This is a genomic window from Buttiauxella gaviniae ATCC 51604 (genome assembly GCF_001654835.1).
Taxonomy (GTDB): domain Bacteria; phylum Pseudomonadota; class Gammaproteobacteria; order Enterobacterales; family Enterobacteriaceae; genus Buttiauxella; species Buttiauxella gaviniae.
The window spans coordinates 26543-39149 of the sequence record NZ_LXEP01000036.1; the positions used below are offsets into that span (position 1 = coordinate 26543).

Annotated in this window: 16 protein-coding genes and 5 pseudogenes; 18 read left to right on the forward strand and 3 right to left on the reverse strand. The window is 47.1% G+C overall.

The features are described 5' to 3' along the window. Positions 1–156 precede the first annotated feature (156 nt). From eutS to M977_RS25535, 10 genes and pseudogenes are all read left to right on the forward strand, one after another. The gene (eutS, locus tag M977_RS19790; RefSeq protein ID WP_064518333.1) at positions 157–492 is read left to right on the forward strand and encodes an ethanolamine utilization microcompartment protein EutS; all 336 of its coding nucleotides are present in this window, start codon (positions 157–159) and stop codon (positions 490–492) included. Between the two features lie 5 nt (positions 493–497). Next, positions 498–959 (forward strand): EutP/PduV family microcompartment system protein, encoded by a 462-nt coding sequence (gene eutP / locus M977_RS19795; RefSeq protein WP_064518335.1) that lies wholly within the window; start codon positions 498–500, stop codon positions 957–959. Then, a complete protein-coding gene (locus M977_RS19800; RefSeq protein ID WP_064518337.1) occupies positions 956–1297 on the forward strand; it encodes a cupin domain-containing protein in 342 nt (113 codons plus the stop codon). Before eutP ends, M977_RS19800 begins: the two co-directional genes overlap by 4 nt. After that, positions 1219–1416, forward strand: a pseudogene (locus M977_RS24595) (ethanolamine utilization cob(I)yrinic acid a,c-diamide adenosyltransferase EutT); the annotation flags it as partial. The gene M977_RS19800 and the pseudogene M977_RS24595, both read left to right, overlap by 79 nt. 31 nt (positions 1417–1447) lie before the next feature. Next, a pseudogene (locus M977_RS25005) lies at positions 1448–1647 on the forward strand (hypothetical protein); the annotation flags it as partial. Positions 1648–1972: 325 nt separating this feature from the next. Next, on the forward strand, positions 1973–2257 hold the full coding sequence (locus M977_RS19805; protein WP_064518340.1) for a hypothetical protein: 285 nt from the start codon (positions 1973–1975) through the stop codon (positions 2255–2257). Positions 2258–2443: 186 nt separating this feature from the next. Beyond that, entirely contained in the window at positions 2444–2869 is a 426-nt protein-coding gene (gene nudI / locus M977_RS19810) for a nucleoside triphosphatase NudI (protein WP_064518342.1), read from the forward strand. A gap of 87 nt (positions 2870–2956) precedes the next feature. After that, complete coding sequence (locus tag M977_RS25315; RefSeq protein ID WP_157092093.1) at positions 2957–3130, forward strand: hypothetical protein; 174 nt, start codon at positions 2957–2959, stop codon at positions 3128–3130. Positions 3131–3133: 3 nt separating this feature from the next. Then, a pseudogene (locus M977_RS24600) lies at positions 3134–3292 on the forward strand (heme-binding protein); the annotation flags it as partial. 182 nt (positions 3293–3474) lie between these two features. Then, on the forward strand, positions 3475–3636 hold the full coding sequence (locus tag M977_RS25535; protein ID WP_167351106.1) for a hypothetical protein: 162 nt from the start codon (positions 3475–3477) through the stop codon (positions 3634–3636). 74 nt (positions 3637–3710) lie between these two features. On the opposite strand, the gene M977_RS19815 is transcribed toward M977_RS25535, so the two are convergent. Next, on the reverse strand, positions 3711–4025 hold the full coding sequence (locus M977_RS19815; protein ID WP_064518344.1) for a hypothetical protein: 315 nt from the start codon (positions 4023–4025) through the stop codon (positions 3711–3713). Positions 4026–4352: 327 nt separating this feature from the next. Between M977_RS19815 and M977_RS19820 the strand changes: the two genes are divergently transcribed. From M977_RS19820 to tolA, 3 genes and pseudogenes are all read left to right on the forward strand, one after another. After that, on the forward strand, positions 4353–4997 hold the full coding sequence (locus M977_RS19820; RefSeq protein WP_064518346.1) for a hypothetical protein: 645 nt from the start codon (positions 4353–4355) through the stop codon (positions 4995–4997). 248 nt (positions 4998–5245) lie between these two features. Next, positions 5246–5584: pseudogene (locus M977_RS25860) on the forward strand (energy transducer TonB); the annotation flags it as partial. Between the two features lie 57 nt (positions 5585–5641). Then, positions 5642–5959, forward strand: a pseudogene (gene tolA / locus M977_RS25865) (cell envelope integrity protein TolA); the annotation flags it as partial. Positions 5960–6059: 100 nt separating this feature from the next. Here the strand turns inward: tolA and M977_RS19830 are convergent. Next, positions 6060–6644, reverse strand: a complete 585-nt coding sequence (locus M977_RS19830; protein ID WP_083962966.1) for a GNAT family N-acetyltransferase — start codon at positions 6642–6644, stop codon at positions 6060–6062. 72 nt (positions 6645–6716) lie between these two features. Next, positions 6717–7052 carry an anti-adapter protein IraP gene (iraP, locus tag M977_RS19835; RefSeq protein ID WP_064518350.1) on the reverse strand — a complete coding sequence of 112 codons (336 nt, stop codon included), beginning with the start codon at positions 7050–7052 and terminating at the stop codon, positions 6717–6719. A 447-nt stretch (positions 7053–7499) separates the two neighbouring features. Between iraP and sufA the strand changes: the two genes are divergently transcribed. The 5 genes from sufA to sufS are packed head-to-tail and all read left to right on the forward strand — an operon-like array spanning position 7500 to position 12596. Beyond that, the gene (gene sufA, locus M977_RS19840) at positions 7500–7868 is read left to right on the forward strand and encodes a Fe-S cluster assembly scaffold SufA (protein WP_064518352.1); all 369 of its coding nucleotides are present in this window, start codon (positions 7500–7502) and stop codon (positions 7866–7868) included. 8 nt (positions 7869–7876) lie between these two features. After that, positions 7877–9361, forward strand: coding sequence for a Fe-S cluster assembly protein SufB (sufB, locus tag M977_RS19845; protein WP_064518354.1), 1485 nt, complete (start codon positions 7877–7879; stop codon positions 9359–9361). A 16-nt stretch (positions 9362–9377) separates the two neighbouring features. Beyond that, positions 9378–10124: a Fe-S cluster assembly ATPase SufC gene (gene sufC, locus M977_RS19850; RefSeq protein WP_064518357.1), complete on the forward strand. Its 747-nt coding sequence runs from the start codon at positions 9378–9380 to the stop codon at positions 10122–10124. After that, entirely contained in the window at positions 10099–11379 is a 1281-nt protein-coding gene (sufD, locus tag M977_RS19855; protein ID WP_064518359.1) for a Fe-S cluster assembly protein SufD, read from the forward strand. Before sufC ends, sufD begins: the two co-directional genes overlap by 26 nt. After that, the gene (gene sufS / locus M977_RS19860) at positions 11376–12596 is read left to right on the forward strand and encodes a cysteine desulfurase SufS (RefSeq protein WP_064518362.1); all 1221 of its coding nucleotides are present in this window, start codon (positions 11376–11378) and stop codon (positions 12594–12596) included. Before sufD ends, sufS begins: the two co-directional genes overlap by 4 nt. Positions 12597–12607: the final 11 nt, after the last annotated feature.

Consider the following 12607-nt stretch of genomic DNA (forward strand, 5'->3'; position numbering starts at 1 on the left):
TTATCCCGCCGCTTTTTATTTACATCCTGAAATGAATAACCGTGCTTTTCTGTATTTATTGAGTGATCCACTTCACCTTTCCCCATCAGTTGCCGAAATTTGTTATTCCCTTTTGCGGTTTATTGTCAGCATGGCGGTAATTCTTCAGGAGGCGCAATGGAAAAGGAACGCATTATTCAGGAATTTGTTCCTGGAAAACAGGTAACACTGGCGCATTTAATTGCCCACCCAGGCGAAGAACTGGCAAAGAAAATAGGTGTGCCCGGCGCTGAAGCCATTGGCATTACGACGCTGACTCCCGGTGAAACGGCAATGATAGCAGGTGATCTCGCCACAAAAGCCGCCAGCGTACAAATAGGTTTTCTGGACAGATTTAGCGGCGCTCTGGTGGTTTACGGTTCGGTCGGCTCGATAGAAGAAGCCTTACAACAAACGATTACCGGCCTGAGCAGCATTCTTAGCTATACCGTCTGTACCATGACGCGGAGCTAGGCCTGATGAAACGCATCGTTTTTGTCGGCACCGTGGGCGCGGGAAAAACAACGCTGTTTAACGCATTACTGGGAAATTATTCACTGGCGCGAAAAACTCAGGCGGTTGAATTTAGCGATGCAGGGAATATTGATACGCCGGGGGGATTTATCAGCCACCCACGTTTATATTGCGCATTAATAAATACCCTGATTGATGCGGGTTTATTGATATATGTCCATGCTGCCAATGATTCGCAGTGCCGTATTTCCGCCGGTTTACTGGGTATTTACCCGCACCTGCAACAGGTTGCGGTAATAAGCAAAATTGATTTGCCCGATGCAAATATTGCCCAAACGCAGGCGATGTTAATTGACTCAGGATTTACGTCGCCAATATTTGCACTGAATTGCCTGAATGCTGAGAGCGTCAGGCAGCTTGAGGATTATCTGGCCGAAGTCGCAGGCCTGAAGGAACCTGTTCAATGAAAAAGCTGATTACTGCAAACGATGTTCGTGAAGCCCAGGCTCCTTGCCTTAAAACTATCGCTTTCGTGCTAAAAGAATCGATTATCACGCCCGAAGCCCGCGTGGTTGCCGACCAACTCGAGATAACCTTAGTCGAAGAGGGTGCAGGCCCAGTGGCAACAGACCATACGCCGCCTCGTTCTGAACGCCAGCGTATTCGTGAAGAAATCATCTCTCAGTTACCTGAGGGCAAGTTCACGGAAAGCCTGATGGCACCTTCATCACTGAAGACTGGCTGCGGGCAAACCATACCCTCAGCGAAGGGAGCGAAATTCGTCTGCCTGCTGGCAGTCGTATGACGCCATCTGCCCGTGAGTTGATTGACGCTCGCCATTTATTGGTGAAATTTCAGGATGACGACGGAAGGCTTTTTGTTGAAGCGCAGGAGCAGTTACAGCCAGTTCATGGCTTGACGAGTGAGGCAGTCGCGCAGGTAACGGTACTAGAAACTGTGCAATGAGTTACATGTTAGCCGCCGTACTTTGCAAAATGGTTTCCATGCAGTACTGGGTATCGGTGGAATACGGTGAAGGCGGCGATGCATTAGGGCTTTTGGCACCTCGGACAGTTCGCCACTGACTATCAACGCTTGTTCCTGGAAAAGCCTTCTGAGACATTGCATTTGCGTGGTCGTGAATGGCAGCGATAGAAGGAACTAATGTTGGATGACGCTGCGCTAACCCGAAACCGTTTCAAGATACAAGGTGGATTAGTGCAAGCGATATCCACTTTTCGTTGAGTAAAAATTAGCGTATTCGGACGAATAAAATATTTCTAACAATAAATAGCATAAATGATTCGTGAAATATGAAGATCAGTAAAATCATTAGATCATAAAGAGTTACAGCAACCCAATACGTTTTAAAATGTGATAAATATCACATTTTGCCATATAAACTGGCCTGCAATCTTAAAGTTGCTATGAGATTATCAACGATTGCTGTTCAAAAAATAGACTCATGAAGGAATCTCTTATGCACCACCGTTCATTGCTCATCGCCACGCTTTTAATTACTGCCACTCAATTTTGCTATGCCGGTGTAATCAACCCAGACTGCACCGTATCTAAAGCGGCAAAAAGCACCGCGATGAAAGCGACTGTCGGCGTAGGCGGCCGTTGTGATGCAAAAGAAACCGTAAAAGACCAGACACCTGATGCGGTGAAAAATGGTGTTTCTGATGTGAAGCAGACAAAAGCGAACGTTCAAAGCGTGGGTCATAATGTCTCTAATACTGTCGACGTCATTAAAAATAACTAGCGTAATAATTAAATTGGGCATTCTGGCGTATGCTTAGAATGCCAAAATTTCTGATCATTTCGATAAATTCTAATTACCGTTCTCCTCGCAAATATCTAATTATCATCGTCAGAGCCATTATTCTCGCTGAGACTCACGAGCGCATTTCTGCTAACGTCAGAAAAACTAAAGACATCAGGAGGTCGTATGCGCCAGAGAGTTATCGTTTGTCCAATTATTGAAAATAACGGTGAAGTACTGCTGTGTAAGATGGCAGACGATCGCGGAGTGTTTCCCGGGCAATGGGCGTTATCCGGCGGCGGGATGGAGCCGGGTGAACAAATGGAAGAGGCGTTGCTACGAGAAATTCGTGAAGAGTTGGGCGTTGAACTCCAGATAATCACCATTAAGCCCTGGACCTTTGCCGACGACGTGCGAGTGAAGACCTATGCTGATGGCAGCAAAGAAGAAATCTACATGATTTATCTGTTGTTTGACTGCGTGAGCGCCAATCGCCATGTCACGTTTAACGAAGAATTTCAGGAGATCGCCTGGGTTAAACATTCAGAACTGGGCAACTATGATTTGAATGAAGCGACACGAGCGACCTTCAGCAAAAAAGGCTGGCTTTGATCTCTATTGTACAGCTCCGAAATTAAGGAACCCGATGCGTAAAGTCCTCATCTGGCTGATTCTCACTGCGCTTTGTGTCGGGGCGTGGTGGTCTATGCTCTGCATCAGCAGTATGAGGAACAAAGCGCTGAGTTCCGTATTTTGTATCGCGATATCACGGTCAAACTTGCGCAAAACGATGTCATTCTCGCCTTGCTTTCAAACAGTAGCGACCCGGCCTTAGTGCAGAAGAAATTCACCACAAGGTTCTTTGTTAATTGATTTATCCCGGGCTTCTTATTATTGGGCGGCGGAATACCGGTGAAAGTTGATAACCAAACCATCGGTGCCATTGGTATTGGCGGTGCACCAGGCGGCCATTTGCATCAGCAATGTGCCGTTGATGCGCTAGAGGCAAATAAAGCAGCCCTCAACGCATCCTGATATCGAGTTTCATGACGTTGTAGGCGTATTGTGGCGTGCAACGTCATGCGTAAATCCACTTGTGCAACATATTCTTCTTTGCCCCTGTTGAGATTATTTGTCAAAATAATGTATTCAGCGTCAAATACTTTGCGTATTACACGGACGTTTTTTATACATTGATGAGAAGTAAGGGAGTTAAAATGAAGTATATATTCGCGCTTATGTTGAGTCTGACATTATCCGGATGCACCGCGAGCGATTGGGTCGATGCTGCTGGTGGAATAATGCAGGCTACTGATAAAAGTGAAAAAGATTCAAGAAATAAGCGCATAAAAGCGGCTAACAAAGCTGCGGGTTATTAAGATTTAAACAAACTGTAAAAGTGGATTAAGTCATTCCTCTTCTGAACGTATTGAGTAAGAAGAGGAATGATCTTTTACTGACTAAATACTCCCTTAGCTCTCGCCTCCTGGCACGAGATATAGCCATAATGCTTTCGGTTTCCATTCTTATCGAAAGCGACATAGAAAGGCATTGTCTCTGTATCTTTTTTTAGTCTGTAGTTAATGCAAGTTCCGTTGATTTCTGGAACATTCATCTCACTATCTGGTTCCCCTCCTGCAGCAATAACCGTACTTTTTGTCGCGCTATTTGCGTATGTTGCTTGCACCACAGGTTCATTATCAAACTTCATAAAGCTAAAACTACAGGCGCTTAATAAAGGCACAATTATAAAAAGTATATAGCGCATTAAATATCCTTCCGTAGATGAAATCTACCACTAAAGTAATGTAATTAAACCGGGCAATTATTGCCGTTTAAATTCATCTGCTCATATATTTTGCTCATATGGGAAACATATTTCTCATATCTCTGAGCAACAATTGACTGACTACAACATTATCGCAAAAAGAGAAGACGAGAGCGATAAGACAAACGTTGCCCGGCTTGGGTTATATCCATGTTATTTGTAATGACAAGTGCTGGTAGTCTTCGTATTATACGATGTGTAAAATTAAAGCATACGAATAATCTCATAACTATCATTGTGTTAATAACATTTTATGCGCGAGGAATCATGAAGCTCAAACTAGTTACAGGCCTGTTTTTGATGGCTGCTGTGGGTAATGCCTATAGTGAGACACTAATGTCTAATGGTCAGCCCATATCAGTTAATTTAAGCAACAAAGGTACGGCAAGTATCTCAAACTGTGCTGAATACGTTGCGTTGAGAAAGGAGGGCGGGACGGTCAACGATTACCCAGGTCTTTCTGACCCGGATTTCAGGGAGGCGCAGGATGCACTGAAAAATTGTTATCTGGATGCATATGCCAATGAAAATGGTTTAAAGGAAGTTACGCCTTCATTGACGACTTTATCGGTAGCAAACGTTGTTGAACATTTTCCAGCTCAAGCTGCCCTGGCGATAAGTGATGAAGAAGTTGCAAAACTGAAAAAGAACTTTATCGGCAAGACAATTATTGATACTGCGCCAGATTTAAAATCCGACGGTGGGCGCATGATTTCTACAAAAACGGATAGCGGCTACATGGTTTGGAATCGTCGGGCTTTCGAAGATAGTGCCGGGAAGATGTATTCATTTATAACTTTATCTTCTTTCCCACTCTCCGGTACATATGCATCTTTAAGGACATATCAGATATTGTCAGAACAAGAAAAAGTTTGGACGATTAAAGAAGTGACTGAAAATAGTCCACTATAAAATGGGAAAAGGCGCTATCAAGCGCCTTTGAAAGTTGAGAGTTCATCTTCAATGCTTCGAATGGAACTCATGGAACTCATTGGGCTATGCACTGGCAATACGTGATAAGCACGAACCCGCCTTATGCGGTTCTGCTCGAGAGTGACAGTTTTATAAAAGTGAAATTATTTCAATTGGATACAAAAGTTGATTTCAATCTACTCGTGAGTATTTCATTTCGCTGACAATCCCTCTTTGTGGCTTTTTTTATGGAAGGGAAAGTGAAGAATTTTAATTTCAGATTCAGCGGGTCTGGCCTGGTATTAATCGTGATTGCCTGTACCGTAATATTATCTGGATGTGTTAAACGTCAACCAAGCACCCCTTTGTTGCAGCCTCTAGAATGGCGTGCCTGCCCACAGGTTCAATATCCAGCCAGGGCACATGCAACGAAACAAGAAGGTATTGTTCATGCCGTAATGCATGTCGATTCTGGCGGGAAAGTTACTTCAGTGGACACATCAGGTGATGAGTTATTTTTCCGTGAGACTGTAAACGCACTTAAACGGTGCAAGTTTCCTGAAGGAACGGCAGCACAAGTCTGGAGAACGGTGACATTTAAACTGCAAGGCGGTGCTTCAATTGAATACCCATCACCTAAAGAAGTGGATGATTTATTAGGTGATCTTTCATCGAGCGAAGATCATAACAAATTAAATAGTGAGGTTGGGAGTTACGCTGGCGAGATTAAAACGGCAATAGAGAGCAAGTTTTATGATCACGTTTCATTTAATGGAATGACCTGCTATGTCCGAGTTAATCTGGCACCTGATGGCTTACTCATGGTAATCAGAGCAGAACGTGGTGACGCTTCTTTGTGCCAGGCAGCCCTAAAGGCAGCCAGTCAGGCTCATATACCAGCACCACCAAATAAGGCTATATATGAAGTTTTCAAAAATGCGCCATTAGATTTCAAACCATAAGATTTAAACAAACTATAAAAGTGGATTAAGTCATTCCTCTTCTGAACGTGTTGGGTAAGAAGAGGAATATTGATGAAGTTAATTGCGTCTGAAAAGCTGATTATTTTTCATATAAGCGTTCGAGCTTGAAGCACTGCGCTCCTTTATATAAGCACTCATCATAAATACGGTAACCGATATGTTGAGCAACGCGAATTGAAGCCGGGTGATGCTTCACAATAAGGCACACGGTTTTGGATGGCGAAAACGAATCGACATACCAATGGTGTGCGGCATCGGCAGCCTCTTTTGCAATCCCGCAGCCCTGGGCCGCGCGCGTAATGACCCATGAAGCTTCAGCGCACTTATCAAACGCTTCATCAACGTTGCGATGAAAATTAGCCAGCCCCGTTTCCCCTAAAAAAACACCATCAGATTTTTGGAAGATGGAGAAGATCCCGAATCCAAATGTTGACCAGTGCCCGATGTTTCTCAAAATACGATTCCATCCTTCTTCCGGTGTAAACCCTGGAGAATTGGTCACATGGAAAATTTCAGGGTCCGCATACATGGGCAACCACACATCAAAATCTGCAATGGTTTGAGGACGTAAAATTAATCTTTCCGTTTCAATGATTGTCATTAATTTATCTTTTACGTTTTTATCCAAAAAAACAGGGCTTTCTAGTCTAAAAAGTAATCCCATCTCGCTTTCATTACCCAGCCTCGACGTTCTGAGTAAAGGGCTAAAAGCATGACTTCTAGCCTGGGGGTAAACTCATTCAGCAGCCGTTTCACCAGGCATACTTTTCAAAGCTTCAAGATCAATCTCAGCATCGTTTGTTTCCAGCAGTTGCGTTAACAAAAGTAGGTTATTGAATTCATTTAAAAGTATCTCAGCGTCAGTCTTCAGGGGAGTATCAGCCGCATCTAAAGCTGCATTGATTGCTTTTCTGACGTTCTCAAGCATTTCATTCATACCGCCATTTTTACCAATGGTCAGTAACAATGCTCCTATAAGCAAAGATTGAGCTTCGACTTTTGCCGCCAGTTGCTTGGCTTCGGCATCCATTTTAGAAATTTTTGCTATCACACCCAGTATCAAGTTTTTCATTAAAGCCCCATTTCTAGCCAGATAACCCCTAAACAAAATAAGGGTGAGATTTATTTGATGAAAATGAAAATAGCCTAAGTTGTGACTGTGCACCACTCCGCCAGGTGAACATCATGTGCCTGACGTTTATTAGAATGCGCATGTATGCATTGTCGATGAACATCATCGTGCTCACTGGAGCTACCAATCGCATAAATCGGTATTCTCTATACATCTTTTACTTTCTATCACCTAAGCTTTCTTATTCCAGTTAAATTCTCTTAATTTCATTGGGTTAAATAGCTCATTTCACCGCCTGCAAGACTTTCAGCAGGGTCTATCCTTAGTTAAGACGCCTAAAAATAGCGCATTTCGTGAATACCCCTGTTATCAGGATGTTGTATTGATAATAGTTATCATTAACATAGGGTATTGGCCTTTGGGCGGCAAAACATAAAGAGGTGAACTATGGATGTGCAAACCGGTAGCTTCGATCCCAGTGAGTTTGCCTGGAAGGGACTGACGTTAACCCCTGATGCTGTGGCTCATATTCGCAAACTGGCCAGCCAGCAGCCGGATTTCCTCGGTGTACGTTTGGGCATTAAACAGACCGGGTGCGCGGGTTTCGGCTATGTGCTGGATACCGTCAAAGAGCCTAAATCTGACGACCTCCTATTTGAAACGGACGGTGCAAAGCTGTGGGTGCCACTTTCAGCAATGCCGTTCATCGACGGAACGGAAGTCGATTATGTGCGCGAAGGATTAAACGAAATATTCAAATTCAACAACCCGAAAGCACAGCACGAATGCGGCTGTGGTGAAAGCTTTGGGGTGTAGGCGGGATTATGTCACGTAATACTGAAACGTCTGAAGAAGTGCAAACCTGGGCGGGTGGCCACTCTTATAAAGAAGGCTTTTTCACCCAGTTGAAAACCGACGAAATGGCTCACGGCATCAATGAGGATGTGGTGCGGGCAATCTCTGCGCGGCGTAATGAGCCTGAGTGGATGCTTGAGTTTCGTCTGAGTGCATATCGCGCCTGGGTTGAGATGGAAGAGCCGCACTGGCTGAAGGCACATTACGATAAGCTGAACTATCAGGATTACAGCTACTACTCGGCACCGTCGTGCGGCAGTTGCGATGATAATTGTGAATCGCAACCCGGCGCGGTCCAGAAGCCTGGTAGCAACGCTTATCTGACCGGTGAAGTGGAAGAGGCATTTAAACAGCTCGGTGTTCCGGTGCGCGAAGGCTCGAATATCGCCATGGATGCGATTTTTGACTCTGTTTCTGTGGCGACCACGTACCGTGAAAAACTCTCTGAACAGGGCATTATTTTCTGCTCTTTTGGCGAGGCCATTCATGAATTTCCGGAGCTGGTGCAGAAATATCTTGGCACCGTCGTGCCGAGTAACGATAACTTTTTTGCGGCCCTCAACGCAGCAGTGGCATCCGACGGGACGTTTATTTATGTGCCGAAAGGTGTGCGTTGCCCGATGGAACTGTCCACCTATTTCCGTATCAACGCTGAGAAAACAGGCCAGTTCGAACGTACCATTTTAGTGGCCGACGAAGGCAGTTACGTCAGCTATATCGAAGGGTGCTCGGCACCGGTGCGCGACAGCTACCAGCTTCACGCCGCAGTGGTGGAAGTCATCATCCATAAAGATGCTGAAGTGAAATATTCCACGGTGCAAAACTGGTTCCCGGGCGACGGCAACACTGGCGGCATTCTGAACTTCGTGACCAAACGCGCCTTGTGCGAAGGGGCGAACAGCAAAATGTCCTGGACGCAGTCTGAAACCGGCTCGGCGATCACCTGGAAATACCCAAGTGTGATTCTGCGCGGCGATAACTCGATTGGTGAGTTCTTCTCGGTGGCACTGACGGCAGGGAATCAACAGGCCGATACCGGCACCAAGATGATTCATATTGGTAAAAACACCCGCTCGACCATTATCTCGAAAGGGATCTCCGCCGGGCACAGCCAGAACAGCTATCGCGGCCTGGTGAAAATTATGCCAACGGCGACAAATGCCCGTAACTTCACCCAGTGCGATTCCATGCTTATTGGGCCGGACAGCGGCGCGCATACTTTCCCGTATGTTGAATGCCGCAACAACACCGCCCAGCTTGAGCACGAAGCAACTACATCGCGCATTGGTGAAGACCAGCTGTTCTATTGCCTGCAACGTGGGATAGCCCAGGACGATGCCATTTCAATGATCGTCAACGGGTTCTGTAAAGACGTGTTCTCAGAGTTGCCGCTCGAATTCGCGGTGGAAGCACAAAAACTATTAGCGATTAGCCTTGAGCACAGTGTTGGTTAAGGATTAAGGGAAAATTATGCTGAGCATTAAAGATTTACAGGTAAGCGTTGAGGACAAAGAGATCCTGCGCGGTTTGAGCCTTGAAGTGAAACCCGGCGAAGTGCACGCCATTATGGGGCCGAATGGCTCAGGGAAAAGTACGCTTTCCGCAACGCTTGCCGGGCGTGATGACTATGAAGTCACCGGGGGTGAGGTTCATTTTAAAGGCAAAGACCTGCTGGAGTTATCACCTGAAGATCGCGCGGGCGAAGGCATCTTTATGGCGTTTCAATACCCGGTGGAAATTCCCGGCGTTAGCAACCAGTTCTTCTTGCAAACCGCGCTGAATGCGGTGCGAGAGTATCGAGGCCTTGAAGAACTCGACCGTTTTGATTTTCAGGATTTGATGGAAGAGAAGATCAAACTGCTGAAAATGCCGGAAGATTTGCTGACTCGTTCGGTGAATGTGGGTTTCTCTGGCGGTGAGAAAAAACGCAACGATATTTTGCAGATGGCGGTTCTTGAACCTGAACTTTGCATTCTTGATGAGACCGACTCCGGGCTGGACATTGACGCCTTAAAAATCGTGGCGGAAGGGGTTAACTCCCTGCGTGATGGCAACCGTTCGTTCATTATCGTTACTCACTACCAGCGTATTCTTGATTACATCAAGCCTGATTTTGTTCATGTGTTGTATCAGGGGAAAATTGTGAAATCGGGTGATTTCAGTCTGGTGAAACAACTGGAGGAGCAGGGTTATGGCTGGCTTACCGAACAGCAGTAACGGCAACGCCCTGCAACAGTGGCACCACCTGTTTGAAACGCAGGGCGAGAAACGCAGCAAAGAAGCTCAGGAACATATGCAGCAAATGCTGCGCCTGGGTCTGCCGACTCGTAAACATGAGAACTGGAAATACACCCCGCTTGATGGGCTGCTCAATAACCAGTTTGTCTTGCCTGCACCAGAGGCATTAACTGAGATTCAACGCGATGCGCTGGCGTTGTCAGTGGATGCGTGGCGGCTGGTGTTTGTTGACGGGCGCTTCAGTGCGCAATTGAGTGACGACTTAACCCAAAGTGGTTTTGAGGTGACGGTTGACGAAGCGCGCGACTCGCTACCGGCGGCAGTGCAGGGCGAAGTGTTCTTGCATTTGACTGAAAGCCTGGCAGAAACGGTGACCCACATTCGCGTGGCGCGTAATCACAGCCCGACGAAACCACTGTTGCTGATGCACATTAGCCGGGGCAGTGAGCAGGGCGAGATGAATACCGCGCATTATCGCCACCACTTGTCGCTTGGCGAAGGTGCTAAGGCAACGGTGATTGAGCATTACGTCAGCCTCGATGAGCACGCCCATTTTACCGGGGCGCGTTTTACGGCTGAAGTTGGTGCAAACAGCCAGTTGCATCACGACAAAATGGCTTTTGAAAATGCTCAAAGCTACCACTTTGCCCATAATGATTTAATCGTTGGTCAGGATGCGACAGTTGAAAGCAACAGCTTCTTGCTGGGGGCTGCGGTATTACGCCACAACACCAGTTCGCAATTAAACGGCGAGAACACACAACTGCATATGAACAGCCTGGCGTTGCCAATCAACAACGAAGTGTGCGACACCCGCACCTGGCTTGAACATAACAAGGGCTACTGTAATAGCCGCCAGTTACATAAAACTATCGTGCGTGACAAAGGTCGTGCGGTATTTAACGGTATGATCAAAGTGGCGCAGCACGCGATTAAAACCGACGGGCAGATGACCAACAATAACCTGCTGCTCGGGCGACTTGCGGAAGTGGACACCAAGCCGCAACTGGAAATCTACGCCGATGATGTGAAATGCAGTCACGGTGCCACGATTGGCCGTATTGACGACGAACAGATGTTCTATCTGCGCTCACGTGGGATCAAAGAACAAGCCGCACTTCAGATGATTATTTTTGCCTTTGCCGCGCAGCTTACGGAAAGCATCAGTGACGGGGCATTAAAACAGCAGGTGCTGGAGCGTATCGGCCAGCGCTTTGCAGGAGGCGTTGCATGAGTTTTTCCATAGAACGGGTGCGTGCTGATTTCCCGATTCTGAGCCGGGAAGTGAATGGGCAGCCGCTGGTCTATTTAGACAGTGCTGCCAGTGCGCAAAAACCACAGGCGGTGATTAATGCCGAACTGGATTTTTACAGCCATGGTTACGCGGCGGTGCATCGCGGTATCCACACGCTGAGTGCAGAAGCCACCCAGCTGATGGAGAACGTGCGTAATCAGGTTGCAGGCTTCATTAATGCACGAACCCCGGAAGAAATTGTCTTTGTTCGCGGGACAACCGAAGGGATTAATCTGGTTGCTAATAGCTGGGGGCGCGCCAATATCCAGTCCGGGGATAACATCATTATTTCCGCGATGGAGCATCACGCCAATATCGTGCCATGGCAAATGCTCTGCGAGCAGACGGGCGCTACGCTGCGCGTTATTCCGCTCAATCAAGATGGCACCTTGCAGCTTGATGTGTTCCCGACGTTGATTGATGAGCGCACAAAACTGTTAGCGATTACCCAGGTTTCCAATGTGCTCGGCACCGAAAACCCGGTACGTGAAATGATTGCTACCGCGCATCAGGCAGGCGTGAAAGTGCTGGTGGATGGCGCCCAGGCGATTATGCACCACGCCATTGACGTGCAGGCGATGGATTGCGATTTCTATCTTTTCTCCGGCCACAAAATTTATGGGCCGACCGGGATTGGTGTGCTGTATGCGCGCGAGGAGATCCTACAAAACATGCCACCGTGGGAAGGGGGCGGGTCGATGATCGCAAGCGTTAGTCTGACAGAAGGCACCACGTATGCCGCAGCGCCGTGGCGTTTCGAGGCTGGCACACCTAATACTGCCGGGATTATCGGGCTGGGAGCGGCTCTACGCTACGTGGAGAGCCTGAATCTTGCCGAGGTCAGTGAGTATGAGCACTCGCTAATGCGCTACGCTCAGCAGGTACTACAGGCGGTTCCTGATTTGACCATCTATGGCCCTGAACATCGTCTTGGGGTTATCGCCTTTAATCTTGGTAAGCATCATGCTTATGACGTGGGCAGCTTCCTTGATAACTACGGCATTGCAGTGCGCACCGGCCACCATTGTGCGATGCCGCTGATGGCGTTCTACAAAGTGCCAGCAATGTGCCGCGCTTCATTTGCTATGTACAACACCGAAGAAGAAGTCGACCGCCTGGTGGCAGGTTTACAGCGCATTCATCGCCTTCTGGGCTAACAGGGAGAAAG

Excerpts from the sequence above, each read along its gene's own strand:
- sufA (WP_064518352.1), top strand. The coding sequence starts at position 7,500 with ATGGATGTGCAAACCGGTAGCTTCGATCCCAGTGAGTTTGCCTGGAAG.
- M977_RS19815 (WP_064518344.1), bottom strand. The coding sequence starts at position 4,025 with ATGCGCTATATACTTTTTATAATTGTGCCTTTATTAAGCGCCTGTAGT.
- M977_RS19805 (WP_064518340.1), top strand. The coding sequence starts at position 1,973 with ATGCACCACCGTTCATTGCTCATCGCCACGCTTTTAATTACTGCCACT.
- M977_RS19800 (WP_064518337.1), top strand. The coding sequence starts at position 956 with ATGAAAAAGCTGATTACTGCAAACGATGTTCGTGAAGCCCAGGCTCCT.
- sufB (WP_064518354.1), top strand. The coding sequence starts at position 7,877 with ATGTCACGTAATACTGAAACGTCTGAAGAAGTGCAAACCTGGGCGGGT.
- eutP (WP_064518335.1), top strand. The coding sequence starts at position 498 with ATGAAACGCATCGTTTTTGTCGGCACCGTGGGCGCGGGAAAAACAACG.
- sufS (WP_064518362.1), top strand. The coding sequence starts at position 11,376 with ATGAGTTTTTCCATAGAACGGGTGCGTGCTGATTTCCCGATTCTGAGC.
- eutS (WP_064518333.1), top strand. The coding sequence starts at position 157 with ATGGAAAAGGAACGCATTATTCAGGAATTTGTTCCTGGAAAACAGGTA.
- iraP (WP_064518350.1), bottom strand. The coding sequence starts at position 7,052 with ATGAAAAACTTGATACTGGGTGTGATAGCAAAAATTTCTAAAATGGAT.
- M977_RS25535 (WP_167351106.1), top strand. The coding sequence starts at position 3,475 with ATGAAGTATATATTCGCGCTTATGTTGAGTCTGACATTATCCGGATGC.
- M977_RS19830 (WP_083962966.1), bottom strand. The coding sequence starts at position 6,644 with ATGGGATTACTTTTTAGACTAGAAAGCCCTGTTTTTTTGGATAAAAAC.
- nudI (WP_064518342.1), top strand. The coding sequence starts at position 2,444 with ATGCGCCAGAGAGTTATCGTTTGTCCAATTATTGAAAATAACGGTGAA.
- sufD (WP_064518359.1), top strand. The coding sequence starts at position 10,099 with ATGGCTGGCTTACCGAACAGCAGTAACGGCAACGCCCTGCAACAGTGG.
- sufC (WP_064518357.1), top strand. The coding sequence starts at position 9,378 with ATGCTGAGCATTAAAGATTTACAGGTAAGCGTTGAGGACAAAGAGATC.
- M977_RS19820 (WP_064518346.1), top strand. The coding sequence starts at position 4,353 with ATGAAGCTCAAACTAGTTACAGGCCTGTTTTTGATGGCTGCTGTGGGT.